The following is a 24,659-nucleotide window of genomic DNA, read 5'->3' on the forward strand; positions in this document are numbered from 1 at the left end:
AGCTAGCGCCTGCCGACCGGACCGAGGCCGGCAGGCTGGAGTCACAAGCGATGCAACGAATCCACGTGGCCGCCGCTGTCATTCGTGACGCACGAGGGCGCGTCCTGATCGCCAAGCGCCCCCTGGACAAGCACCAGGGCGGGCTCTGGGAATTTCCCGGTGGCAAGGTCGAGGCCGATGAATGCGTCGAGGTGGCACTCGCCCGTGAGCTGCTCGAGGAGCTGGGCATCAACATCACGCAGGCGCAGCCCCTGATTCAGGTGCGGCACGACTACCCGGACAAGCGGGTTCTGCTGGACGTGTGGGAAGTCACTGCGTTTGCCGGCGAGCCTCACGGCGCCGAGGGACAGCCACTGGCATGGGTCGAGCCGGGCGAGTTGGTGCGTTACCAGTTTCCAGCGGCGAACCAGCCGATCATTGCCGCCGCGCGGCTGCCTCGGCGTTACCTGATCACCCCGGACGGCCTCGCGCCGCAGCAAGTGCTCGACGGCCTGGCCCGGGCGCTGGAGGCGGGCATCGAGCTGGTCCAGCTGCGAGCTCCGTCGCTCTCGGCGCACGACTACCGGGCGCTGGCGCAGCGCGCCCAGGCACTGTGCGCCGGGCGTGCCCAGCTGATGCTCAAGGGGCCGCTGGAATGGGCCGAGGAGTTCCCGGACGCCGGCTGGCACCTGACAGCCCGCCAGTTGCGCGAGTGCATTGGCCAGGCGCGCCCCCTGGCGGCTGAGCGCTGGCTGGCGGCGTCTTGTCATGATGCGGACGAGCTGGCGGCGGCCGCGTCGTTGGCGGTAGATTTCGTCACGTTGTCGCCGGTGCACGCAACGGCCAGCCATCCGGACGCGCAGCCGCTCGGGTGGCCGCGCGTGGCGGAGTTGCTGCTAGGCTTCAACGGGCCCGCCTATGTGCTGGGCGGTCTGCAGCTGTCCGATACCGACCAGGCACGGCGCGTCGGCGCTCAGGGCATCGCCGCGGTGCGGGCATTCTGGCCGGGTTGAACTGCCGCGCTGCTGCCGGAGTCGATAGCCGGCCACTGGCGCGGGCGTTCGATAGGCAAAGACAATCGGCGCTATGCCCTTAATCAATTAACGACATGCCGTGGGCTGCGTTATCGTAGGCCCCGTCAAATTTCTGAACCCCCTAAAGGAGTTAGCAGATGTCCCTGATCAACACCCAGGTCCAACCGTTCAAAGTCAACGCCTTCCACAACGGCAAGTTCATCGAGGTTACCGAGGAGTCCCTGAAGGGCAAGTGGTCCGTGCTGATCTTCATGCCGGCTGCCTTCACCTTCAACTGCCCGACCGAGATCGAAGACGCTGCCAACAACTACGCCGAGTTCCAGAAGGCCGGCGCCGAGGTGTACATCGTCACCACCGACACCCACTTCTCGCACAAGGTCTGGCACGAAACTTCGCCGGCCGTTGGCAAGGCCCAGTTCCCGCTGATCGGTGACCCGACTCACCAGCTGACCCGCGCCTTCGACGTGCACATCGAAGAAGAAGGCCTGGCGCTGCGCGGTACCTTCCTGATCAACCCGGAAGGCGTGATCAAGACCGTCGAGATCCACTCCAACGAGATCGCTCGCGACGTCTCCGAGACCCTGCGCAAGCTGAAAGCCGCCCAGTACACCGCCGCTCACCCGGGCGAAGTCTGCCCGGCCAAGTGGAAGGAAGGCGAGAAGACCCTGGCTCCTTCGCTGGACCTGGTCGGCAAGATCTAAGGCCTACGCCTCGCCTGCTGTAGAAGGCACCTCCGGGTGCCTTCCCTATGACGCCTGGACGCGACCCGTCCGGGCGTTTTGCTACCTGTTACCCGATGAGGTGCTGTTGATGCTCGATGCCAATCTCAAGACCCAACTGAAGGCCTACCTGGAAAAGGTCACCCAGCCGTTCGAGATCGTCGCTTCGCTGGACGACAGCGCCAAGTCCGAGGAAATGCTCGCGCTGCTGAACGACATCAACGGCCTGAGCGACAAGATCAGCCTGAATACCGCCGGCAACGATGCGCGCCGGCCGTCCTTTGCCCTGGTGCGCCATGATCGCGAGATCGACCTGCGTTTCGCCGGCCTGCCCATGGGCCATGAGTTCACCTCGCTGGTGCTCGCGCTGCTGCAGGTTGGCGGCCATCCGTCGAAGCTGGCGCCAGAGCTGATCGAGCAGATCCAGGCGCTCGAGGGCGAATACCGCTTCGAAACCTACTTCTCGCTGTCCTGCCAGAACTGCCCGGACGTGGTCCAGGCGCTGAACCTGATGGCCGTGCTCAACCCCAACATCCACCACGTGGCCATCGACGGCGCGCTGTTCCAGGATGAGGTCGAAGCGCGGCAGATCATGTCGGTGCCGAGCCTCTACCTCAACGGCGAACCCTTCGGCCAGGGCCGCATGGGCGTCGAGGAGATCCTCGCCAAGCTCGACACCGGCGCCGGTGCGCGTGATGCCGAGAAGCTCAAGGCCAAGAGTGCCTTCGACGTGCTCGTCATCGGTGGCGGCCCGGCCGGCGCTGCGGCGGCGATCTACGCCGCGCGCAAGGGCATCCGCACCGGCGTCGCCGCCGAGCGCTTCGGCGGCCAGGTGCTGGACACCATGGCCATCGAGAACTTCATCTCGGTGAAGGAAACCGAAGGCCCGAAACTGGCCCGCGCGCTCGAAGAACACGTGCGCGAGTACGAGGTCGACGTGATGAACCTGCAGCGTGCCAGCCAGCTGATCCCGGCGGGCGACGACGGCCTGCACACCGTGCGGTTCGACAACGGCGGCGAGCTCAAGGCCAAGACCCTGATCCTCGCCACCGGGGCGCGCTGGCGCGAGATGAACGTGCCCGGCGAGCAGGAATACCGTGGCCGCGGCGTCGCCTACTGCCCGCACTGCGATGGTCCGCTGTTCAAGGGCAAGCGCGTGGCGGTGATCGGCGGCGGCAACTCCGGCGTCGAGGCGGCGATCGACCTGGCCGGCATCGTCGCCCACGTCACCCTGCTGGAGTTCGGCGAAAGCCTGCGGGCCGACGCGGTGCTGCAGCGCAAGCTGAAAAGCCTGCCGAACGTGACCATCCTGACCATGGCGCAGACCACAGAGGTCAAGGGCGACGGGCAGAAGGTCACCGGGCTGGTCTACAAGGACCGCCACAGCGACGAGGTCCGCGACCTCGAACTCGAAGGCATCTTCGTGCAGATCGGCCTGCTGCCCAACAGCGACTGGCTCAAGGGCACGGTCAACCTGTCGCGCTTCGGCGAGATCGAGGTCGACGCCAAGGGCCAGACCAACATCCCCGGCGTATTCGCCGCCGGTGACGTGACCACGGTGCCCTACAAGCAGATCGTCATCGCCCTCGGCGAAGGCGCCAAGGCCTCGCTGTCGGCCTTCGACCACTTGATCCGCAGCAGTGCCCCGGTGATCTGAGGCGCGAAAGCGGCATGAAAAAAGGGAGCGGACCGCAAGGCTGCTCCCTTTTTCGTCGAGCCGGGAACCCGGCGCAGTCCCGCCACCGGATAGATAACCGCCGCCTGCGGTCTAGATGGCTACACCGGCCCCAACAGCGGCTCGGGTGAAAGCGCATGCCGGCCACGATGGGCCGTGCACCTCGTCTTTACGCAGTCCATGGAGCTGTCTCGATGAGCAAAGAAGGTTCGGTGCGGGCGCCGCGCGGGGTGGTGCTGACCTATCCCAACCGACATCACGAGCCCCAGCACGAACGAAGCGTCCACGCCGCGCTGGCCGAGCGGCTGGCGGACTTGCTGGGTTACCACTACGGCGGCGACTACCGCCCCGGAACGGTACCGGGCGGGCACATCTACCTGGTGCCTTCGGGAACCATTGTCGGCAGCCAGGAGGCGCGCGAGCTCGGCCTGGAGGCTGAAACCGACCTGTTTGGCGGCTTCGTTCCGCATCCCTTCGTGCAGACCAAGGCGATTACCCATCCGCTGGTGCGCAGCGAGGCCGATGCGCCGGTGGGCTGGTCCAGGGACTTCTGTGCGCAGGTGCGCGACAGCGTCCTGCCCGGTTACAGCGCATTCACCCGTGATAATGCCCGGGATGCCGGGTTGCGCCTGCTGCATGAAGGCCCCGTGCGGATCAAACCGGTGCGCGCCACCGGCGGCCGCGGGCAGGTCGAGATCCACGACGTGGCGGCGCTGGATCAGGCGCTGGCGGAACTCGACGAGCGAGAACTGGAAACCTATGGGCTGGTGCTGGAAAGCAATCTCGCACAGGTGACCACGTTCAGCGTCGGGCAAGTGCAAGTCGGCGATCAGCTGGCCAGCTACTACGGCACCCAGTGTCTGACGCCGGATAACAACGGTCAGCAGGTCTATGGTGGTTCCGATCTGGTGGTGGTCAGCGGCGATTTCGATGCGCTGCTGCGCTGCGATCTCGACGAGGCGACTCGTCTGGCCGTGGAGCAGGCCCGGGTCTATGACCGGGCGGCGCGCAGCTGCTTTCGGGGCCTGGTCGCCTCGCGGCGCAACTACGACATCGCCCGCGGTGTGGACGCCCGAGGCCGGGCCTGTTCCGGCGTGCTCGAGCAATCGTGGCGCATCGGCGGCGCCAGCGGTGCGGAAATCGCGGCGCTGCAGGCGCTGCGCGCTGACCCCGACCGGGTCGTTCACGCGGCGACCCGCGAGCTGTATGGCGAGAGCCAAGCGATTCCATCGGATGCCGAAGTGCTGTTTCGTGGTGAAGACAGCGAAATCGGTTTCGTGACCAAGTGCGTGGTGGTGCGGCATGGCAGCGCATAGCGAGGCAATCGACATCCTGGTCGATGAGGAGCACATCGCCGGGACCTTTCTGACGCCACCGCCGCGTATGCCTGGAGTGCTCTTCGTGCACGGCTGGGGCGGCAGCCAGCAGCGCGACCTGGAGCGCGCGCGGGGCATCGCCGGGCTCGGTTGCGTATGTCTCTCGTTCGACCTGCGCGGGCACGGTCAGACCTTCGCGCAGCAGCAGACCGTGACGCGCGAGCAGAATCTCAACGACGTTCTGGCTGCCTACGACATGCTGGCGGCTCACCCGCATATCGACCCGGCGGCCATCGCCGTGGTCGGGACCAGCTATGGCGGCTACCTGGCTGCGCTGCTGACCGGCTTGCGCCCCGTGAAGTGGCTGGCCCTGCGAGTGCCGGCGCTGTATCGCGACGAGGATTGGGCGGTGCCCAAGCGCCAGCTCGATCGCGCAGTGCTCAATGAGCTGCGCACCAGTCGCGTGCTGCCGACCGAGAACCGGGCCCTGGCGGCTTGCGCGCGGTTCGAGGGCGATGTGCTGCTGGTCGAGTCGGAGAAGGACCACCTGGTGCCGCACCAGACGATCATGAACTACCGGGCCGCCTTCCAGAAAACCCACTCGCTGACCCATAGGATCATCTTCGGCGCCGACCATGCGCTGAGCCATGAGCGCTGCCAGGAGGCCTACACCTCGATCCTGGTCAACTGGACGACCGAAATGGTCATCGGCGCGCGCCTACACGAGCGCTCTGCCGGTGGCTTCCGCCCGGTCGGCGAGCCGCCGCCGGACTGAGTTCAGCGCGGCGGCGTAGGCGGTGGGTTGGGGCCGACGAAGCGGCTCCAGCGCCGGTCCAGCACCTGTTGCTTGAGCACCTCGAGCACATCGACGAGAACCCCCTCCAGGGCCAGGTCGGTGTTTTCGTCCTGATACACCCAGGCGTCGAAGCACTCGTCGGCCAGGCGATTGGCCAGCGCCTGGAACTGCTCGCCGCGCAAGCCCTCGACAGCTGCCCTGATCAGCCGCGTGACAATGTCTATGAGGGCGGTGTCCAGGCTGTCGGCCAGATGGCCACCGAGCGGCAGGCGACGCAGGCGGCGAATCTCCGGGGTGTCTTCCATGGCTTGGTGGATCAGCTGGCTGACGTACCCGTCGATGTCGCCGCGGTTATCGCGGTAGCCGCTCTCCAGCATGCTCTGCACGCGGCGCGCGATGTCGGCGATCAGCCGCTGCTTGCGCGGCCGGATCACCTCTTCGATCAGCCGGCGCGACAGGTCGTCGGTACTGCCGAGCTCCTGCTGCATGCGGCCGAACAGGCGCACCATCACCCGGTCGGAGAGTTCCTCGATCAGCAGCAGGTAATAGCGGTTGATCACCCCGTACAGCGCCCAAGTGCGCATGTCGATCACGCCCAGGCGCTGCAGGCGAATCAGCAGGGCGCCCACGCGCAGCACCCGCAGCCAGCGGAAACCGGAGAGCGGTATGCAGCCGAGCACGTCGTACCAATGGGCGAACGGGTAGTAGTACCAGCGCGCATAACGGCGCTCGAACAGGGCGATGGTCCAGCCGAGTAGCACATCGAACAGAAACACCGCCACGAAGGCCAGGTCGATGAGCGGAAAGTGGGCGTGAACACGCTGGTCGTAGAGGCGGTGGGCAGCCGGCGCCACCTCGGCGATCAGCTGGTTGATCTGCGGCACCGCGAACAGGCTGTCGAACAGGATCAGCCCCAGGTTGAGGCAAACCAGCGCCACGACCAGCGCTTCCCAGGCCGCATGCAGGCCCTCGCGGGTCCGCATGCGCCGGTCGAGCGGTGAATCAGGCGTGCGTCGCATCGGGCGTGGCGGCCTGCCAGAGTACCTCGGCGCAGCCCTGGCGGCGCGCGATCAGGCGAGCCGCGACGAACAGCAGGTCGGACAGGCGATTCAGGTAAGCCAGCAACACGGGCCGCAACGGCTCACTGGAACTGAGCTGTTGGCAGCGTCGCTCGGCGGTACGCGTCAGGCTGCGGCACAGATGGGCCTGCGCGATGAGGCGCGAGCCCCCCGGCAGGATGAATTCCTTGAGCGGGCCGAGTTCGGCATTCCAGCGATCGATCGCAGCCTCCAGGCGGGCGACTTCCGCCTCGTCGAGTGCCTGGTACTCGGGCATCGCCAGCTCACCGCCGAGGTCGAACAGGCGGTGCTGGCAGGGCGCGAGCACCGGAATCAGCTCATCGAGCGCCGGCCACTGGATCTGCGCTTCGGCCAGTTCGGCCAGCAGCAGGCCGAGGTGGCTGTTGAGGGTGTCGACCTCGCCCATGGCCTCGACGCGCGGATGGTCTTTCGCCACCCTGCGGCCGTCGCCCAGGCCGGTTTCACCGCGGTCGCCGGTGCGGGTGTAGATCTTGGAAAGTCGGTTGCCCATTGCATGTCCTTGTCAGCTGTTGGCCGGCTCGGCTGTGGCCAGCGGTAAACGCAGGGTGAAGATGGCGCCCTGGCCGGGTTGCGACTGGACTTCCATCTGCCCCTTGTGATTGTTGGTGATGATGAAATACGAAACGGAAAGGCCCAGTCCGGTTCCCTGGCCGACCTCCTTGGTGGTGAAGAACGGCTCGAAGATGCGCTTGCGCACCGCCTCGGGAATGCCGCCGCCGTTGTCCTCGACCTGGATCTCCGCCCACGGCGGGTGGAACCGGGTGCGCAGGATAATCTGTCCCGGGCGGTCGCGGTCCTGCTTCTGGTGAATCGCCTGCGCCGCGTTCTTCAGCAGGTTGAGTAGCACCTGCTCCAGCTCGTTGCCGATGCAGGGCACCCGGTCGACCCGAGGGTCGAAGTCGCGGACGATACGGATGGCCTTGAAGTCGAAGCTGTCGAGCAGGGCGAAGTCGTTGCCGGCGATCTCCAGCGCCTGCTCGATCAGCCCGGTGAGCTGGCATTCGGCGAGCTGGCGGTTGCTCATGCGGCTGAAACTGAGCATGTGGCTGACGATCTTGGCCGCGCGCGAGCCGGCCTGCTGAATGCCGTCGAGCATCAGCGGGATTTCGCGCTTGTGCAGGTAGCGGTTGACGGCATCGAGGTGCACGCCGGTCTCCTCGGCCACCTCGCGGTTACGCTCCAGTTCGGGCGACAGGCGCCGGCGGATGTTCTGCACGTTGTGCAGGATCGCGCCCAGCGGATTGTTGATCTCGTGCGCCATTCCCGCCGCCAGGCTGCCGACCGACAGCATCTTTTCCGACTGCACCATCATTTCTTCCAGTCCGATGCGCTGGGTGATGTCGTCGATGCGGATCACCACGCCGCGTCCGGCGGCCCCGCTCAGCGGATAGAAAGTAAGGGTGTAATGCCGCATTTCATCGTTGCGCGTCCAGGTGACCCGCTCGATGACCTCCACCTCGCGGCGTTCGGCGGTCCGGCGGATCTGCGCGAGGTAGGGTTTGAGCGGCTCGAAGGCGATGAAGATCGGCTGGTTCAGCGCATCGTCCAGGGGGGTGCCGGACAGCACGCTGGCTTCGCGATTCCACTGCGTGATGTAGAGCTGTTCATCGAGGGCGATCAGTGCGGACGGCATCGAGTCGATGATGCTGTTGAGGTAGTTCTGGAAACCGGTGAGTTTCTGCTCGATCTTGCTGCGTACCTGAACCTCCAGCTCCAGGCGGCGGTTGGAGTTGCGCGTTTCCTCGGCCAGCCCCTGGGCCTGACTGAAAGCTTCCTGGGCATCGTCGCGGGCACGCTTGAGCTGCTGTTCGCGTGCCTCGATGCGCGACAGCATGGTGTTGAACGCATCGCCCAGGCGGCCGATCTCGTCGCCGTTGCCCGGCGCCGAACGCAGGGCATAGTTTTCCTCGCGCGTGACCTGTCTGGACAGCGCCTCCAGGTCACGGATCGGTTGGGTGATCAGCCGACGGATCTGTCGTGCGACCAGCAGCCAGAGCAGCAGGCTGATCACCAGGATCGCCGCGCTGGCGGTAAGCGTGCCGGTGTAGAAGGCGCCCGGCAGTTCGCTGCTGATCACCAGCAGCAGATGGCCGGGTGCGCCCGCTGCCTGGGGCAGCTCGCTGAGAAAGCTGGCGCGGATCTCGCCGGCGCGCCAGCTGGCGACCTCGTCCATGCGTTCCGGCAGCGGCAAGGCTTCACCGCGCTGGAGTTGGGCGTAGCGGTTGCCACGGGCGTCATAGATGGCCGCAGCCCGCAGCGGGGGATAGCCGCCGAGGCGTTGCAGAAAGGCTTGGGCGTCTTCGGCAGAGGTAAGGATGTCCTGGCTCAGGTGCGGCATCGAGGACAGCGCGCCGATGGTGTGCATCGCCTGGGGCGCGACGCTCTGGCGGGAGATCCAGTAGGCGGCGCTGATGAAGGCGAGATTGGACACCAGCAGCACGGCGGCGAGCAGGACCAGCAGCGCGGTGAGCAGCTTGCGGCCGACCGGCAGATTGGCGAGACGCTGACGCAGGTTCATCGGCTTGGCCGGGTTGCGGAGGGAGCCTGCAGGGTACCGGCTGTGTCAGTCGGGCGGCAATCCAAGCGCGATCAGCTTCGTCTGCAGGCGCCGCGCGAGCGCCTGCAGACGAGGCAGGGCGAGGCCCTGCTGCGCACCGGTGCGGCAGGCATGGCCGAGCAGGTAACCGATCTCCGTGCGTCGCCGCGCGGCCACATCCTGCTGCATGGATGAGTAGTTGGCGGCAGTCGCCTCGATCACCCGCAAGACCTCATCGGCCAGCGCGTCGGCAGCCTCCGCCTGGCCGATCGCCGTTAGCAGGTGCCCGAGCTCCTCGCACAACGCCAGCACTTCGCTGCGATGCTCGAGCAGGCCGCCGTTGCGGCAGTCGTAGAGCACGGTCAGCGGGTTGATGGCGCAGTTCAGCGCCAGCTTGCGCCAGAGCCGGGCGAGGATGTCTGGCGTCCAGTGCGCGCTGATCTGCGCCTGTTCCAGCGTGTTCAGCCAGGCAGGCGGCTGTGCGTCCTGCGGATCGCCCAGCCAGTTCTGTCCCTTGCCGGCGAATACGACTTCGAAGGGCGCCTGGCGGTAGGCGCCCTCGGTGCTCGAGATGAACAGGCTGCGCGCCTGCGGCCAGCGCTCGGCGATGCGCTGCTGGCTGCCGAGCCCGTTCTGTAACAGCAGGATTTCGCCGCCCGCTGCGAGGCGATGAGCAACCGAGGCGACCGCCGCTTCGGCGTCATAGGCCTTGCAGGCGACCAGCAGGCGTGCGATGGGGAACTCTGCGTTCGGCAGCTCCGCCGGCAGGTTGTGCCGCTGCCATTGACCGCCCGTCTGCAGGGCGAGCCCGCCAGCAGCGCGATAAGCTACCAGTCGCGCCTCGTTGCGCAGGATCAGCTGCACGGCTTCACCGGCCTGGGCCAGCCGGCACGCCCAGAGGCTGCCGAGGCTGCCGGCGCCCAGCACATGCCAGGTCATGCCGGTTGCTTCAGGCGTAGCGGGACGATACGGCCGGTACTGTAGGCGCTGGGCAGCAGTGCGCCGGCCTGTTGCAACAGCTGTTCGGCATTGGTCGGCAGGCCGGAGGCATCCAGGGTGACCAGGCTGACCCCTGCCTTTACCGAAATGAAGCCTTCCTGGGTCTTGAAGGCCTTGAAATTGAGCCCTTCATGCAGACGCTTGAAACTGCTCGGCGAGCAGTTCTGCAGGTTGTCGACCTGGGCCAGCACGCCAAAATGCCGGTCGTCGATGCGCACCAGCGTATCGAGCGGGCGGACCAGCTGCTGCAGGTGCCGGGCCATCGCTTGCAGCAGCTCCTCATAGGTTGCCTCGCCATGCTGCGCCCGGAGCTCGGGGCCGTTCTGCAGGCCGATGTGCAGGTAACACAGGGCGGTGTTGCGGCTTTCCATCTGGCGCAACGTGGCCGCCAGGCGCTGCTCCAGATACCGGCGGTTGCCCAGCCCGGTAACCGCATCGACCTGATTGTGACGCTCCAGCGTGGCGACGTCGGCCGCCAGCTGGCGGTTCTCCTGCTTGAGCTGCTGCAGCGAGCCGCACAGGCGATCGGCGGCGAGCACGCGCGGCAGCAGCTGTTCATGCATCGCGGCCTTGCTGATGAAATCGTCGACGCCCTGATCGAATGCCTGGGCCAGCACCTCGACGCCGTCGCGCCCGGTCAGCAGGATGATGTAGGTGTAGTGACCGCTGCCGCCGTCGAGCTGGCGCACGCGAGCGGTGAGTTGCAAACCGTCCATTTCCGGCATCAGCCAGTCGGCCAGCAGGACGTGGGTCGGGCGTTCGGCCAGCTGACGCAGGGCGTCCTGGGCACTGCTGGCGAAGCGGACATCCCGGTAGCCGGCCTTGTTGAGCACGCGACCGATCATGACGCTGGAGAACTTGGCGTCGTCGACGACCAGGATTCCGAGTTGGGGGTTGGGCATGGGCAGACTCATCGAGAGGGGTGACATCCTTGTCGCTTCGCCGCGGGGCCAGCGGTCTCGTGTCGAGCAGTTATAATGACGGCGCATTCTCAACCGTCAAGCCAGGCGCGAGGGGCTTTGCCAACCGTCGCGCTACTGAATTGGAGAAGATTCAATGCCCTCGTTCGACGTGGTGTCCGAATTGGACAAGCACGAAGTGACCAATGCGGTCGATAACGCCATCAAGGAACTGGACCGTCGCTACGACCTGCGTGGCAAAGGCTCGTTCGAGCTGAAGGATCTGACCGTCCAGCTCACGGCCGAAGCCGATTTCCAATTGGAGCAGATGATCGAGATTCTCAAGTTGAGCCTCGTCAAACGCAAAGTGGATATCCAGTGCCTGGAGTTCAAGGATCCCTATGCCTCGGGCAAGGTCGTCAAGCAGGAAGTGACTATGCGCGAAGGCATCGACAAGGAGCTGGCGAAGAAGATCGTCGCGCTCATCAAGGACGCCAAGCTCAAGGTCCAGGCCGCCATCCAGGGCGAGCAGGTGCGCGTCACCGGCAAGAAGCGTGACGATCTGCAGGAGGCCATCGCCCTGCTGCGCAGCCAGGAACTGGGCATGCCGCTGCAGTTCAACAACTTCCGCGACTGATGACCTCGGCGGGGCGCGATGCCCTGCCAGGCGCCGGTATCGATGCCGGCGTTTTTGCATTGAAGGAGCAACCTTTTGGAATTGAACGTCGACTACCTGATCGATCTATCCGAGTCCTGGCTGCCGCTGGTCCTGCAGTATGCGGGGCAGCTGGGTCTGGCGCTGATCACGCTGGCGCTGGGCTGGTGGCTGATCAACGTGATTACCAGCCGCGTCGGGCGACTGCTGCAGCGACGCCAGGTCGACCCGACGCTGCACGGCTTCATCGGCAGCCTGGCCAGCATCGTATTCAAGGTGCTGCTGCTGGTCAGCGTGGCGTCGATGGTCGGGATCGAAACCACGTCCTTTGTCGCAGCCATCGGTGCGGCCGGCCTGGCCATCGGCCTGGCGCTGCAGGGCAGCCTGTCGAACTTCGCTGGCGGCGTGCTGATCCTGCTGTTCCGTCCGTTCCGGGTCGGAGAGTTCATCGAGGCGCAGGGGATCAGTGGCACGGTGGATTCGATCCAGATCTTCCACACCATTTTGCGCACGCTCGATAACAAGACGGTGATCATGCCCAACGGCAGCCTGTCGAACGGCAACATCATCAATTACTCGCGCCAGCCCCAGCGCCGCGTGGAGACGGCTGTCGGCATCGACTACAGCGCCGATATCAAGACCGCACGCCAGGTGCTGCTGGGTATCGCCGAGGACCCGCGCGTCCTGCGTGAGCCTGCGCCGGTGGTCGTGGTGACCGGGCTGGGCGACAACTCCGTGAACCTGGCGCTGCGCGTCTGGGTCGCCACCGCCGACTGGGGCGCGGTGAATGCCGAGTTTCTCGAGCAGGCCAAGGAGAAACTGGAAGCGGTCGGCATCGGCATTCCGTTTCCGCAGCGGGTGGTGCATCTGGTCCAGCAGTGAGCTGGCGCCCGAGCCCCAGGTCGGATTAAAAAAAGCCCGCATCGAGTGCGGGCTTTTTTTCAGCTGCGTTCGGACACCGCCGCGGTTTCTGCCTCGTTCGGTGGCAGGTTGCCGCGCCGCCATTGCCAGAGGATCAGCACCAGCGTCGGGATACCGAGCAGGGCGGTCACCAGGAAGAAGTCGTGATAACCGAGCTGCTCGACCATCACGCCCGAATAACCGCCCAGCAGGCGTGGCAGCAGCAACATCAGCGAACTGAGCAGCGCGTACTGCGTGGCGGAGAACTTCACGTTGGTCAGGCTCGACAGGTAGGCGACAAACGCGGTCGAGGCCAGGCCTCCGCTGAAGTTGTCGCAGGAAATGGTCACGATCAGCATGTTCAGGTTGGCGCCCATTTCGACCAGCAGCATGAACATCAGGTTTGTCGCTGCCGAGGCCAGGCCACCGATGAAGAGGATCGGCAGGATGCTGAAACGCACGATCAGCAGACCGCCGAAGGCCGCGCCAAGCAGGGTCATCGCCAGGCCGAACAGCTTGCTGACGCTGGCGATCTGGTCCTTGGAGAAGCCCTGGTCGATATAGAAAACGTTGGCCATCACGCCCATTACCGTATCCGACATGCGGTAGGTGGCGATCAGCCCGAGCAGCAGCAGGGCCTGCCAGCGATAGCGCAGGATGAAGTCGGTGATCGGCGTCAGCACCGGGCCCATCAGGATGCGCCCGGGCGCCGACAGACAGCCCGCGCAGATCAACAGATACATGGTGCCGCGCGGCCAGTAGCCGCCCCAGTAGGACTGGAACATGCCGGTGGTGGAGACGATGAGGATGATCAGTACGATCACCGACACCGCCTGGTGGACAAAGTCGAAGCGGGCGGGGCGCTCGCGCTGCGAGGCCTGGTGCAGCATCACCCGGACCGGTACCAGCAGCATCCGCCCCATCGGCGACAGGCTGCCGATGATGAACAGTGCGTACAGCGTGGCGCGCGGCCAGGCCTGGGCGATCAAGGCGTTGATCATTGCCGGAACCGAGATCAGCAACACCAGCAGCAGGCCGACGGCAGCCAGCTGGTGGTTGAAGCTGTAGCGCGGCGGAGTGCTTGGCAGCGGCGTGGCGACCTCCGGCTCGCTGATCACCAGGCTGGTGATCAGCCCGGGCACGATCAGCAGGGCGAAGGCGACATAGGTGGCTGCCCAGGCCGCATGGTCATAGCCGAGGCTGCTCGAGCCCAGCCACTCGGCAAGAAACAGCGCGCCGGCGCTGGCCAGCAGCATGGCGACGCGATAACCGGTCATGTAGCTGGCTGCCAGCGTCGCTTGCAAGCGGTCTTCGGCGATTTCCAGGCGATAGGCGTCGATCGCGATGTCCTGGGTCGCCGAAGCGAAGGCCACCGCCACGGCCAGGGCGATCAGCAGGGTGAGGTTGTGCTGCGGATTGCACAGCGCCATGCCTACCAGCCCCAGCGCGATCACCGCCTGCGAAAGGACCAGCCAGGAGCGCCGCCGGCCCAGCCGGCCGAGCCAGGGCAGGCGCCATTGATCAAGCATCGGCGACCACACCCACTTGAACGCGTAGGCCAGGCTGATCCAGCTGGCGAAGCCGATGGTCTCGCGCGACACGCCCGCCTCGCGCAGCCACACCGACAGCGTGGAAAACACGAGGATTGCCGGCAGGCCGGCCGCGAAGCCGAGCAAGAGCAGGGCAATGCTGGCGGGACTGGCGTAGGCGAGGATGGCAGAACGCCAGGACTCACGGGACATACAGCGGTTTTCTACGACGATCGGGCGAAGCGCGCACTCTAACCGCTCGACTCCGTCGAACGCCAGCCGTGCCGACGCATGTCCACGCGGTCCTTGACGATGGTCAGGCCTTCGGCGCGCAGCCGCGCCCGCTGCTCGGCACCGGCCGCCGAGCCGGCCGGCAGGCTGAGTCGGCCGCCGGCGGCGATCACCCGATGCCAGGGCAGGGTGGTGTCGTCCGGCAGTTGCGACATCAGCCGCCCCACCCAGCGTGCGGCGCGTCCGAGGCCGGCCAGTGCCGCCAGCTCACCGTAGCTGATCACCTTGCCCGGCGGAATCTGCGCCATGATCGCGTAGACGGCGCTGCGCCGTCCGGCCGGGTCGTCCGGCGAGGAAAAAGCAGAGAAGTTGTCAGGCATGGGGCCTCGCTTCGATCGGTCGCCGCTCGCTGAACTCGCATGCCGCCCGGCGGTCTCTGATTGCTGCAGCTGTGTGCATAGGGATAATGCCTCGCTTTTCCATTGCCCCCAACAAGTTGCCGTACTTCGATATGTTTTCCAGAACCCTGCTGTGCGTTTCGCTTTGTGCGTTTTCCCTGCCTGCTCTTTCCGACACCATCTGGCTGAAGAACGGCGACCGCCTGACCGGCAAGATCAGTGTGCTCGACGGCGGCAAGCTGCTCATCGAGACCGACTATGGCGGTTCCATTCCGGTCCAGTGGAAAAAGGTGCGAACCCTGCAGAGCGACCAGAAGCTGCTGATCAAGCTCGACGAGGTCACCGGCGAGGTGGCGCAGTCGATGCAGGCGGCCGAGGACGGCAAGGTTACGCTGACCAACGGTGGCGAGCCGCAGACCGTCGCGCTTGCCGACATCTCGCAGATCATTCATCCCAAGCCACTGATCCAGGATTTCCTCTGGGAAGGCAACGTCGATGTCGCGCTCGACTACAAGCGCGCCGAGAACGACACCGACGACTACGACATAGCGTTCGATACGAAGGCGCGCCACGGCCTCTGGCGGCACAACGGCAAGGCCAGCTACAACCGCGAGTACCGCGATGGCGTGACGGTGACCGACAACTGGGACGCCGAGTATGCGCTGGACCGTTTTCTCGATGACAAGTGGTTCTGGCAGGGCCGCCTGGACTACAAGCGTGACCAGATCGAGGACGTGCGCCGCCAGCTCACCGTGGGTACCGGTCCGGGTTATCAGTTCTGGGACAACGATCTGGGCGCCTTCTCGCTGGCCGGGCTGATCAACCGCAGCGACTACGAGTTCGCCGATGGCAGCAAGGAGAATTTCTACCTGCTGGCCGGCAAGTGGGACTACAACCGTTACCTGATCGGCAAGACCTTTGAGCTGTTCAGCACCGGCGAACTGGGCAAGCCGCTGGAGGACGTGGCCGACTACTCGCTCGATGCCGAGGTCGGCCTGCGCTACAAGGTCACCGACTGGGCCTCGCTGAACATGAAGGCCGAAAAGGACATCATCAGCGGTGCCGACAGTGACCTGGACGAGACCCGCTACAGCCTCGGCTTTGGTGTCGGCTGGTAAGCGCGGCGGGTCTCTGCGCTCTTGCGGCCAGGCCCGCCTGCGGCGGGCTGGCTGGCTCGCGTGGTGACATCGATTACAGGCGCAAGCCGCCGTCGAGTTCGAGAATGCGTCCGCTGTAGTAGTCGTTCTCGAAGATGAACGCCACTGCCTGGGCGATCTCCAGCGGCTTGCCCATGCGCCGGAGCGGAATACCGGCGGTCATCTTCTCCAGCGCTTCGGGCTTCATGCTGGCGACCATTTCGGTCTCGATGAAGCCAGGCGCGACGCCGGCCACGCGAATACCATAGCGCGCCAGTTCCTTCGCCCATACCACCGTGGCCGAGGCGACGCCCGCCTTGGCCGCCGAATAGTTGGTCTGGCCCATGTTGCCAGCGCGGGAAATCGAAGAGATGTTGACGATTGCGCCTTCGCACTTGAGTTCGACCATCTTCGCGGCCACCTCGCGGGTGCAGAGAAATACGCCGGTCAGATTGACATCGATCACCGCCTGCCATTGGGCCAGGCTCATCTTGCTGACCTGCCCATCCTTGACCTTCAGCAGCAGGCCATCACGCAGGATTCCGGCATTGTTGACCAGCCCGTGCAGCGCGCCGAAGTCGTTCACCACCTGGGCAACCATCGCTTCGACCTGCTCCTCGCTGGCGACATTGCACAGATAGGCACGTGCCTCGCCGCCGGCCTGCTGACAGGCGGCGACGGCTTCGCCCAGGCGCTCCTGGTTCAGGTCGACCAGCGCGAGGCGGGCCCCCTGGCCGGCCAGGTGTTCGGCCATCGCGCGTCCCAGGCCCTGGCCGCCGCCGGTGATGATGATGATTTTGTCTTTGAGCTGCATCCGAGCCTCCTGTTGTTGTTCGTTCCAAGCCTGCACGCGCCGAAACCGTTATGCTGGCGGCTTCAGACCTTTCGTGAGGATCCCGCCTTGAGCGCAGAATCCGCCAAGCATGCCCGACATCTGTTGCTCGAGGAATACCGCGGCGTGCTGTCCACGCAGTCGCAGACAATGCCCGGGTTTCCCTTCGGTTCGGTGGTGCCCTACTGCCTCGACGAGCAGGGCAGGCCATTGATTCTCATCAGTCGGATCGCTCAGCACACGCGCAATCTCAAGGCCGACCCGCGCTGTTCGCTGCTGGTTGGCGAGCGCGACGCCGAGGACGTGCAGGCCGCCGGCCGTCTGACCCTGCTCGCCGAGGCCCGTCAGCTGGTCGAGGCCGACGCCATCGACGTGGCCGCACAGCGCTACTACCGGTATTTCCCCGATTCGCGGGATTACCATCGGGTGCACGACTTCGATTTCTGGGTACTGCAGCCGGTGCGCTGGCGCTACATCGGTGGTTTCGGTGCCATTCACTGGCTCGAGCAGGTCGCCCTGGCCAATCCCTTTGCCGGTGAGGGCGGCGCGGTGGAACGCTCGATGGTCGAGCATATGAACGAAGACCATGCGGCGGCCATCGCCCATTACGTGCGCGAGGCTGGCCTGCCGCAGGAGCCCAAGGCCAGCCTGGTGGGCATCGACAGCGAGGGCTTCCATCTGCGCATCGGCCAGCGCCTGTTCTGGCTCGCCTTTGCCGAGCCCTGCGCGACGCCCCAGGCGGTACGTCAGGCGCTGGTGGCAATGGCGCGCGCGAGTCGTTCAGCTGGGCTTCAGGCTGGCGAGGAATAATCCGGTTACAGGCTGCAGGGGCGTCGGCTTGAATTCACCCGCTGCCGCCGTCATCTATCGCTCACTGGAAGCCGGTTGCTTCCGTCAAGGATTCTCGATGCGAATATTCATGTTGCTGTTCCTGCTGTTTCCGCTCGCCGAGCTTTTTCTGCTGATCAAGGTCGGCAGTGAAATCGGCGCGCTGGCCACCATTCTGTTGCTGATCATTAGCGGCCTGGCCGGCATTCTGCTGATGCGCCTGGCGGGCTTTGCCACCGCCTGGCGCGCCCGCGAACGGCTGGCGCGTGGCGAGCTGCCCGAGCGCGAGATGCTCGAGGGGCTGATGATGGCGGTCGGTGGTGGGCTGCTGTTCCTGCCCGGTTTCATCAGCGACGTGCTGGCGCTGGTCATTCTTTTCCCGCCGACCCGCAAGCTGCTGTTCGGCTTCTTTGTCCGGCGGCTCGAGGCTCAGGCCGAGCGCCGGCGCGCCTTTGCCGACGACCTGCAGGCACGCTCCGCGCCACAGCGACCGAATGTGATCGAGGGCGAGTACGAACGCCGCGATCGCGACCAGTGATCGTCCCGTCCGACCGGCATGCCTTGGCATGCCGGTTTTCTTTTGCGCGCCACGAAATTTTCATCGGCAGCCCTTGAAATACCCTGGCGCGCCCGCATGTAGCGGTCACCGCAAGGTCGCTGTCGTACCGACAGTCCGTTTTTCGCGGCTCGCTCCTGGCGAGTCGCAACCGGCGAAGCCGGTATTTGCCAACCCGCCGATGAAGATCATCGGCATGGAACCACTCTACTAGGAGAGATCGACAATGAAGCTTCGTCCTCTGCATGACCGCGTCGTGATTCGTCGCAGCGAAGAAGAAACCAAGACTGCAGGCGGTATCGTCCTGCCGGGTTCCGCTGCCGAGAAGCCGAATCAGGGTGAGGTCGTCGCTGTCGGCGCTGGCCGTCTGCTGGACAACGGCGAAGTTCGTCCGCTGACCGTCAAGGTTGGTGACAAGGTGGTATTCGGCCCTTACTCGGGCAGCAACACCGTCAAGGTCGACGGCGAAGACCTGCTGGTGATGAGCGAGAACGAAATCCTCGCCGTCGTCGAAGCCTGATTCGCGCAAATCTCCGTCTGATAATTCAAGAATTGAGGATCAATCAAAATGGCTGCTAAAGAAGTCAAGTTCGGTGACTCCGCACGCAAGAAGATGCTGGTTGGCGTGAACGTCCTGGCCGACGCGGTCAAGGCCACCCTCGGCCCGAAAGGCCGCAACGTGGTGCTGGAAAAGAGCTTCGGCGCTCCGACCATCACCAAGGACGGCGTTTCCGTTGCCAAGGAAATCGAGCTGAAGGATCGCTTCGAGAACATGGGCGCCCAGCTAGTGAAGGACGTTGCCTCCAAGGCCAACGACGAGGCCGGTGACGGCACCACCACCGCTACCGTTCTGGCCCAGGCGATCGTCAACGAAGGCCTGAAGGCCGTCGCTGCCGGCATGAACCCGATGGATCTCAAGCGCGGTATCGACAAGGCGACCATCGCCATCGTCGCCGAGCTCAAGCAGCTGGCCAAGCCGTGCACCGACTCCAAGGCCATCGCCCAGGTCGGCACCATCTCCGCCAACTCCGACGAGTCCATCGGCCAGATCATCGCCGAGGCCATGGAGCGCGTGGGCAAGGAAGGCGTGATCACCGTCGAGGAAGGTTCGGGCTTCGAGAACGAACTGTCCGTCGTCGAGGGCATGCAGTTCGACCGCGGCTACCTGTCGCCGTACTTCATCAACAAGCCGGACACCATGGTGGCCGAACTGGACAACCCGCTGTTGCTGCTGGTCGACAAGAAGATCTCCAACATCCGCGAACTGCTGCCGGTGCTGGAAGGTGTCGCCAAGGCCGGTCGTCCGCTGCTGATCGTGGCCGAGGACGTCGAAGGCGAAGCGCTGGCCACCCTGGTCGTGAACAACATGCGTGGCATCGTCAAGGTCGCGGCTGTCAAGGCACCGGGCTTCGGTGATCGCCGCAAGGCCATGCTGCAGGACATCGCCATCCTGACCGGCGGCACCGTGATTTCCGAAGAAGTCGGCCTGAGCCTGGAAACCGCTACCCTGGAGCACCTGGGTAACGCCAAGCGCGTCGTGCTGAACAAGGAAAACACCACCATCATCGACGGCGCTGGTGCCCAGGTCGACATCGAAGCTCGCGTGGCGCAGATCCGCAAGCAGATCGAAGACACCACTTCCGACTACGACAAGGAAAAACTGCAAGAGCGTCTGGCCAAGCTGGCCGGCGGTGTTGCCGTGATCAAGGTCGGTGCCGGTACCGAAGTCGAGATGAAAGAGAAGAAGGCCCGTGTCGAAGACGCCCTGCACGCGACCCGTGCGGCCGTCGAAGAAGGCGTGGTGCCTGGCGGTGGTGTGGCGCTGGTGCGTGCCCTGCAGGCCATCTCCGAGCTCAAGGGTGACAACGAAGACCAGAACGTCGGTATCGCGCTGCTGCGTCGCGCCGTCGAGGCTCCGCTGCGTCAGATCGTGGCCAACGCCGGTGGCGAGCCGAGCGTGGTGGTCGACAAGGTCAAGCAGGGTTCGGGCAACTACGGCTTCAACGCCGCGTCCGACACCTACGGCGACATGATCGAGATGGGTATCCTCGATCCGGCCAAGGTCACCCGTTCCGCGCTGCAGGCGGCTGCCTCCATCGGCGGCCTGATGGTCACCACCGAAGCCATGGTTGCCGAAGTGGTAGAAGACAAGCCGGCCCCGGCGATGCCGGATATGGGCGGCATGGGTGGCATGGGCGGCATGATGTAAGTCGCTGAGCCCTCGCTCCAGAAGAACCCCGCCTCGTGCGGGGTTTTTCTTTTTGTGGCGGATTGTTTTCAGGCAGACGACCGTCGGTCGCAAAGTTGGCGGCACGAAAACCCCTGGGCTAGGGTCAATAAAGCCCCACTCTCAAGGACTTGCGCGATGAAGCTTGAAATTGCACGAGGAGTTTTCCTCGTCGGCGCCCTTGGCGTCGCATCGCTGTGCTTCGCGGCGTGGAACCAGCCCTCGCCGGGCGTGGTGCGCGGCAACCTGGACCGCGACCATTGCCCGATACCCGCCGGCATGCGGGTCGAGACGCTGCAGGTTCGCCCCGACGCCGACCTGCTGCTGTTCCTCTACGGCATGTCCCAGCAACTGGGCGTGCGCGGCTGAACCAGCCTGCGCGCGGCGATCAACCGCCCAGGCGGGCGGTGACCTCGTTGAGCTGCGTGGCCAGGCCGTGGAGGTTGCGGCTGGCGCTCTCGGTGCGTTCGACGTTGTGCTGGTTGGCGTCGGCGATGGCGGTGATCTCGGTCAGATTGCGCGAGATGTCCTCGACCACCGACGTCTGCTCTTCTGCCGCCGTGGCGATCTGCCGGTTCATGTCGCGGATGGCTTCGACCGCCTGGCTGATCTGCTGGAGCGATTGGCCCGCTTCGGTCACTTGCGCGAGGCCAGCGTCGCTGTGCTGGCGCGTGTTGTCGATCGCGCTCACGGCATCCGTCGCACCGTTCTGGACGGCGGCAATGATCTGGTGAATCTCCGCGGTGGACTCGGCAGTCCGCTGCGCCAGGGTGCGTACCTCGTCCGCGACCACGGCAAAGCCGCGTCCGGCCTCGCCGGCACGCGCCGCTTCGATGGCCGCGTTGAGCGCCAGCAGGTTGGTCTGGTCGGCGATCCCGCGGATCACGTCGAGCACCTTGCCGATACGGCCGGTATCGTCTTCCAGCTGGCCGATGACCGCGCTGGTGGCGGCGATCTCGCTGCTCATACGGCTGATGGTGTCGATGGTCGCGTTCATCACCGCCTCGCTGCGATGCGCCGAATCATCGGCGGCGTCGGCTGCCTGGGCGGCTTCGGCGGCATGACGGGAGACCTCCTGCGCCGTCGCGGACATCTCGTGCATCGCCGTCGCGACCTGGTCGGTACGGCTGAATTGCTCGCGCGCACCCCCGGCCATCTGCGCGGCGATGCCGCTCAGCTCGCCGCTCGCGCCATCCAGGTCGGCGGAACTCTTGCGCAGCTGGGCAAAGGTGTCGGCAAGGAAATCGCGCAGCGTATTGGCGGCCCGGGCCAGTTGCCCAAGCTCGTCGCGCCGCGAGACGTCAAGTCGTGCGCCGAAGCGACCGTGGCTGAGTTCGGTGACATGGCCGATGAGCATGCCAATGGGGGCGATCAGGTTGCGGTTGACCAGCCACAGGCTGAGCAGGGCGACCAGCACACTGGCGATCAGCATCAGCAGCGGGCCGGCCAGGGCGGCTGTCTCGGCGCTGTCACGGATGGCGCTTGAGGATTGCGCGGCCTTGGCGGCGAGCTTGTCGACCAGCTCGCTCAGCTGGCTGCTGGTGGCACGGTCAATACCGGCGACCGCTCGATCGCCGGCCCGTGGATCATTGCCGGCGGCGGCGAACGCATCCAGCCCCTGGCGATAGGCCTGGCCCAGCCGGCCATGCTCGTCGCGCAGTGAACTCACGGTGGCGCTGAGTGCCGGGTCGTCGGCGACCTGCTGCAACAGCTCGCCGAGCAAACGCTGGACCTTTGCCTCCTGATCCTGGAACTGCTGCCAGTAGCGGGTACGCTGGGCGTCGTCCTGGCCACGCAGCAGCACGTTCTTCCACTCCTGAACCTGCGTCTTGAATTCGAGGTTGACCTGCTCGATCAGCTGCGATTCGCGGATCGGGCCGTCAAGCAGCTCGGCGAACTCGCTCACCTGGCGCGACAGCAGTTGGGTACACAGCAGGGCGATGCAGAGCAGCACCAGCAAGCTGCCGGCGATCAGGCCGAGCAACTTCGCGCGCAGCGACGTTTGGAACATGGAAACGAGACCTCGATACGTCTTGGAGGGGCGGCTGCCCGACGCAGAATGGGTCGGCCGGGCAGGCGGGAACTTGAATCAGGCCAGCCGCAGATGGTTGTCCCAGAGCCCGGCTGGCAGCGCCAGTGGCTCGGCGGCGATGCGCTCGCCTCGGCAATCGAACAGTCGACAGCGGCCTTGCCCGGAGCTGACGACGAAGCCGTCGGCAACGGCGGCAACGCCCGCGCAGTCCGGCAGGTGCACTTGCTGGCGCAGCGTCGCGCTGTCGAGGTCCCAGAAGAACACGCTATTGCCGCGCGGCGCGGTGACCGCCAGCAGGCGCAGCTCGTCGTGGATCGCCAGGCTCGCGGTGTACTGGCGCATGGTCTGGCGCACGTCCTCGCCCAGCGGGAAGGGCTGAAACGCCTGGCCGGGGCGCTTGATCGCGACCAGCGGCGCGTGATCGAGTGGGTCGCCCTCGTATTGCTGGCCTGAAACCACAGTGCCGTCGGCGGCCACGGCCAGGTGTCGTACGCTGTTCATCCGCTCCGGCAGTTGTTCCTTGCTGACCAGGGTGCCGTCCCGGCGCAGCAGCACCAGGCTGGGCTCCATCGCGTCGAGATTCATCATCTCGCGGCTGTCGGCTTCGGTGCGGATGCCGCCGTTGGCGATCACCAGCGTCTCGCCGTCCGGCATCCAGAGCAGCTGGTGCGGGCCGATGCCGTGGGTGGCATGCTCGCCGACGCGTTGCAGGCGCCGTTCCTCGACCCGGTAGGCGCCAAGCACGCCGCGGCCGGCATCGGTGGTGTCGTTTTCGGTGCTGTAGAACCAGTCGCCGCTGGCATGAAACACGCCATGGCCGTAGAAATGCCGGTCCGCGGGGGCGGCAAGCACCTGCAGCAAGGTGCCGTCGCGGCTGTCGAGCAGGTAGCTTTCACGGCTGGGCCGGCGCCCGACGAACACCACCAGCGGCAGGTGCGGATGGGCGTAGACGTCGTGGCAACGTTCCTTGACCGGCGTGGCGAACACGCGGCTGCCATCGAGGCGATAGCCAACGGCATAGTGGCGACCGTCCGCGCCGTCGCGAGCGGAGAAGAGCGTCGGTGCGTGGCCCTGGCGCGAGAGCGTCCAGCCACCGACGGCGCCTGCGGCGAGCAGGGCCGAGCCAAGGCCGAGCAGGGTGCGGCGCTTCATGCTCAGTCTCCGTCGTGGGCGTTGAAGCCGATCTGCACGCCGAGGGCGCGGGCCAGCTCGGTCTGGTGCAGGCGATGCAGCGCGTCGAGCTGCTTGTACAGCGCGGACAGCTGATCACGCCCTTCGGCCTCGGCGAGGCGCTCGGCAAAGGGGGGCTGCACGGCGGCGATCCCGGCTCGCAGTTCGGCGTAACCCTGGTCGATGCGTTCGGCGAGCGGGCTCTGGCTGTCGTCGAGCAAGGCGCGCAGGCCATTGCCCTGGTCGCCTTGCCAGAGTCGCTGCGCTGCGGCGAGCGCTGCATCCAGGCTGGCGAGGGTGGTGTCGCTGCGCCAGCCTTCGGCCTGGAACGGCTGCGGGTGTCCCTTGGTCTGCCGGCCGAGCGGGGCGCCGAGCTTCTTCTTCAGCCCGTCGAGCGCATTGACCTGCACGCGCAGCAACTCGGCGACCGCCTCGCGTGGCTCGGCATAGCGGCTGCTGGGAAACTCCAGCAATTGAGCGGCCATGCCTTCCTTGGCCTTCCACTGCTCGACGATGCCTGCCGAGAGGCGCTGCTGGTGCTCGCCGATGGCCACCAGCAAGGGGCAATAGCGCGCCCGTGTGGCAGGCTCGGAAATGGCCAGATCGGGATCGAACAGGATGTATTCGTAGGCGGTCAGCCCCTGGACGACCACGCTCGCTTCGTCGAGATCGGCGCGCGTCAGGTCCGGCTTGTCATCCAGCAGGCGATTGACCTGGCGTGCGACCAGGTTCTTCTTGTCCGGCCAGAACTGCACCTGCCAGGCCGTATTGCCTTCGCCCAACGGGCCGATCAGCAAAGGTTGCAGCCCGGCCCAGGCGGTCTGTGCCTCGACGAAGGCCTGCCGCGCCTGATCCAGCGGTTCGTTTTCGGCGCAGAAGGCGATGGCACTGGCGGCCAGGCGGCGGTCGGTTTCCGCCCAATCGACGTAGGCCGGCAGCAGCACCTGTTCGGTCAGCGCCTTGCTGGTTTCGGCGAACGGGTCGGCAGGGCTGCAGGCAGTGAGCAACAGGCTGCCGAGCAGGGCGCCGGTGATACCGCCAAGTACGGGTCTGAGTGCCATGGTTCCTCTTCAGGCCGGTGTTTCCGGCGGGCTGTGCCGCAGCGAGCGGGC

General features: G+C 65.7%; 24 protein-coding genes. 13 read left to right on the forward strand and 11 right to left on the reverse strand.

What is annotated here, in order from left to right; translation table 11 throughout:
• Window positions 1–50 precede the first annotated feature (50 nt).
• The 5 genes from CL52_RS05145 to CL52_RS05165 all read left to right on the forward strand — a co-directional run bounded on the left by CL52_RS05145 (window position 51) and on the right by CL52_RS05165 (window position 5,498).
• Window positions 51–992, forward strand: a complete 942-nt coding sequence (locus tag CL52_RS05145; RefSeq protein ID WP_043218936.1) for a Nudix family hydrolase — start codon at window positions 51–53, stop codon at window positions 990–992.
• 158 nt (window positions 993–1,150) lie between these two features.
• Entirely contained in the window at window positions 1,151–1,714 is a 564-nt protein-coding gene (gene ahpC / locus CL52_RS05150) for an alkyl hydroperoxide reductase subunit C (RefSeq protein ID WP_041107447.1), read from the forward strand.
• A gap of 109 nt (window positions 1,715–1,823) precedes the next feature.
• Window positions 1,824–3,389 (forward strand): alkyl hydroperoxide reductase subunit F, encoded by a 1,566-nt coding sequence (gene ahpF, locus CL52_RS05155; protein ID WP_043218937.1) that lies wholly within the window; start codon window positions 1,824–1,826, stop codon window positions 3,387–3,389.
• A 212-nt stretch (window positions 3,390–3,601) separates the two neighbouring features.
• The gene (locus tag CL52_RS05160) at window positions 3,602–4,723 is read left to right on the forward strand and encodes a DUF3182 family protein (RefSeq protein ID WP_043218940.1); all 1,122 of its coding nucleotides are present in this window, start codon (window positions 3,602–3,604) and stop codon (window positions 4,721–4,723) included.
• Window positions 4,710–5,498 (forward strand): alpha/beta hydrolase family protein, encoded by a 789-nt coding sequence (locus CL52_RS05165; RefSeq protein WP_043218943.1) that lies wholly within the window; start codon window positions 4,710–4,712, stop codon window positions 5,496–5,498. Before CL52_RS05160 ends, CL52_RS05165 begins: the two co-directional genes overlap by 14 nt.
• Before the next feature lie 2 nt (window positions 5,499–5,500).
• On the opposite strand, the gene CL52_RS05170 is transcribed toward CL52_RS05165, so the two are convergent.
• The 5 genes from CL52_RS05170 to CL52_RS05190 are packed head-to-tail and all read right to left on the reverse strand — an operon-like array spanning window position 5,501 to window position 11,056.
• Window positions 5,501–6,502, reverse strand: coding sequence for an ion transporter (locus CL52_RS05170; protein WP_235366397.1), 1,002 nt, complete (start codon window positions 6,500–6,502; stop codon window positions 5,501–5,503).
• Window positions 6,503–6,521: 19 nt separating this feature from the next.
• On the reverse strand, window positions 6,522–7,109 hold the full coding sequence (locus CL52_RS05175; protein WP_041107437.1) for a cob(I)yrinic acid a,c-diamide adenosyltransferase: 588 nt from the start codon (window positions 7,107–7,109) through the stop codon (window positions 6,522–6,524).
• A gap of 12 nt (window positions 7,110–7,121) precedes the next feature.
• Entirely contained in the window at window positions 7,122–9,137 is a 2,016-nt protein-coding gene (locus tag CL52_RS05180; protein WP_041107435.1) for a sensor histidine kinase, read from the reverse strand.
• Window positions 9,138–9,182: 45 nt separating this feature from the next.
• Complete coding sequence (locus tag CL52_RS05185; protein WP_043218945.1) at window positions 9,183–10,094, reverse strand: putative 2-dehydropantoate 2-reductase; 912 nt, start codon at window positions 10,092–10,094, stop codon at window positions 9,183–9,185.
• Window positions 10,091–11,056 carry a GGDEF domain-containing response regulator gene (locus tag CL52_RS05190; protein ID WP_041107431.1) on the reverse strand — a complete coding sequence of 322 codons (966 nt, stop codon included), beginning with the start codon at window positions 11,054–11,056 and terminating at the stop codon, window positions 10,091–10,093. Before CL52_RS05190 ends, CL52_RS05185 begins: the two co-directional genes overlap by 4 nt.
• Before the next feature lie 154 nt (window positions 11,057–11,210).
• Here CL52_RS05190 and CL52_RS05195 point away from each other — a divergent pair, with 154 nt between their 5' ends.
• Both CL52_RS05195 and CL52_RS05200 read left to right on the forward strand, forming a co-directional pair.
• The gene (locus tag CL52_RS05195; RefSeq protein ID WP_041107429.1) at window positions 11,211–11,690 is read left to right on the forward strand and encodes a YajQ family cyclic di-GMP-binding protein; all 480 of its coding nucleotides are present in this window, start codon (window positions 11,211–11,213) and stop codon (window positions 11,688–11,690) included.
• A gap of 75 nt (window positions 11,691–11,765) precedes the next feature.
• Complete coding sequence (locus CL52_RS05200; RefSeq protein ID WP_043218947.1) at window positions 11,766–12,590, forward strand: mechanosensitive ion channel family protein; 825 nt, start codon at window positions 11,766–11,768, stop codon at window positions 12,588–12,590.
• Window positions 12,591–12,649: 59 nt separating this feature from the next.
• On the opposite strand, the gene CL52_RS05205 is transcribed toward CL52_RS05200, so the two are convergent.
• Both CL52_RS05205 and CL52_RS05210 read right to left on the reverse strand, forming a co-directional pair.
• On the reverse strand, window positions 12,650–14,350 hold the full coding sequence (locus CL52_RS05205; protein WP_041107426.1) for an AmpG family muropeptide MFS transporter: 1,701 nt from the start codon (window positions 14,348–14,350) through the stop codon (window positions 12,650–12,652).
• A gap of 38 nt (window positions 14,351–14,388) precedes the next feature.
• Window positions 14,389–14,748, reverse strand: a complete 360-nt coding sequence (locus tag CL52_RS05210) for an MGMT family protein (RefSeq protein WP_043218951.1) — start codon at window positions 14,746–14,748, stop codon at window positions 14,389–14,391.
• 131 nt (window positions 14,749–14,879) lie between these two features.
• Here CL52_RS05210 and CL52_RS05215 point away from each other — a divergent pair, with 131 nt between their 5' ends.
• The gene (locus tag CL52_RS05215; protein WP_043222957.1) at window positions 14,880–15,884 is read left to right on the forward strand and encodes a DUF481 domain-containing protein; all 1,005 of its coding nucleotides are present in this window, start codon (window positions 14,880–14,882) and stop codon (window positions 15,882–15,884) included.
• 73 nt (window positions 15,885–15,957) lie between these two features.
• Here the strand turns inward: CL52_RS05215 and CL52_RS05220 are convergent, their stop codons facing one another.
• The gene (locus CL52_RS05220; protein WP_043218952.1) at window positions 15,958–16,716 is read right to left on the reverse strand and encodes an SDR family oxidoreductase; all 759 of its coding nucleotides are present in this window, start codon (window positions 16,714–16,716) and stop codon (window positions 15,958–15,960) included.
• An 87-nt stretch (window positions 16,717–16,803) separates the two neighbouring features.
• Here CL52_RS05220 and CL52_RS05225 point away from each other — a divergent pair, with 87 nt between their 5' ends.
• The 5 genes from CL52_RS05225 to CL52_RS05245 all read left to right on the forward strand — a co-directional run bounded on the left by CL52_RS05225 (window position 16,804) and on the right by CL52_RS05245 (window position 20,714).
• On the forward strand, window positions 16,804–17,544 hold the full coding sequence (locus CL52_RS05225) for a HugZ family pyridoxamine 5'-phosphate oxidase (RefSeq protein ID WP_043218954.1): 741 nt from the start codon (window positions 16,804–16,806) through the stop codon (window positions 17,542–17,544).
• Window positions 17,545–17,641: 97 nt separating this feature from the next.
• On the forward strand, window positions 17,642–18,100 hold the full coding sequence (locus tag CL52_RS05230) for an FxsA family protein (RefSeq protein WP_041107422.1): 459 nt from the start codon (window positions 17,642–17,644) through the stop codon (window positions 18,098–18,100).
• A gap of 244 nt (window positions 18,101–18,344) precedes the next feature.
• Window positions 18,345–18,638 (forward strand): co-chaperone GroES, encoded by a 294-nt coding sequence (locus CL52_RS05235; RefSeq protein ID WP_041107421.1) that lies wholly within the window; start codon window positions 18,345–18,347, stop codon window positions 18,636–18,638.
• A gap of 48 nt (window positions 18,639–18,686) precedes the next feature.
• A complete protein-coding gene (groL, locus tag CL52_RS05240; RefSeq protein WP_041107420.1) occupies window positions 18,687–20,327 on the forward strand; it encodes a chaperonin GroEL in 1,641 nt (546 codons plus the stop codon).
• A gap of 156 nt (window positions 20,328–20,483) precedes the next feature.
• Window positions 20,484–20,714, forward strand: coding sequence for a hypothetical protein (locus tag CL52_RS05245; protein WP_041107419.1), 231 nt, complete (start codon window positions 20,484–20,486; stop codon window positions 20,712–20,714).
• Between the two features lie 19 nt (window positions 20,715–20,733).
• On the opposite strand, the gene CL52_RS05250 is transcribed toward CL52_RS05245, so the two are convergent.
• The 3 genes from CL52_RS05250 to CL52_RS05260 all read right to left on the reverse strand — a co-directional run bounded on the left by CL52_RS05250 (window position 20,734) and on the right by CL52_RS05260 (window position 24,608).
• Window positions 20,734–22,356 carry a methyl-accepting chemotaxis protein gene (locus tag CL52_RS05250; RefSeq protein WP_043218956.1) on the reverse strand — a complete coding sequence of 541 codons (1,623 nt, stop codon included), beginning with the start codon at window positions 22,354–22,356 and terminating at the stop codon, window positions 20,734–20,736.
• Between the two features lie 78 nt (window positions 22,357–22,434).
• Window positions 22,435–23,529: a DUF1513 domain-containing protein gene (locus CL52_RS05255; RefSeq protein WP_043218958.1), complete on the reverse strand. Its 1,095-nt coding sequence runs from the start codon at window positions 23,527–23,529 to the stop codon at window positions 22,435–22,437.
• 2 nt (window positions 23,530–23,531) lie between these two features.
• Complete coding sequence (locus CL52_RS05260; RefSeq protein WP_043218959.1) at window positions 23,532–24,608, reverse strand: imelysin family protein; 1,077 nt, start codon at window positions 24,606–24,608, stop codon at window positions 23,532–23,534.
• Window positions 24,609–24,659: the final 51 nt, after the last annotated feature.

It is taken from the genome of Stutzerimonas balearica DSM 6083 (genome assembly GCF_000818015.1).
Taxonomy (GTDB): domain Bacteria; phylum Pseudomonadota; class Gammaproteobacteria; order Pseudomonadales; family Pseudomonadaceae; genus Stutzerimonas; species Stutzerimonas balearica.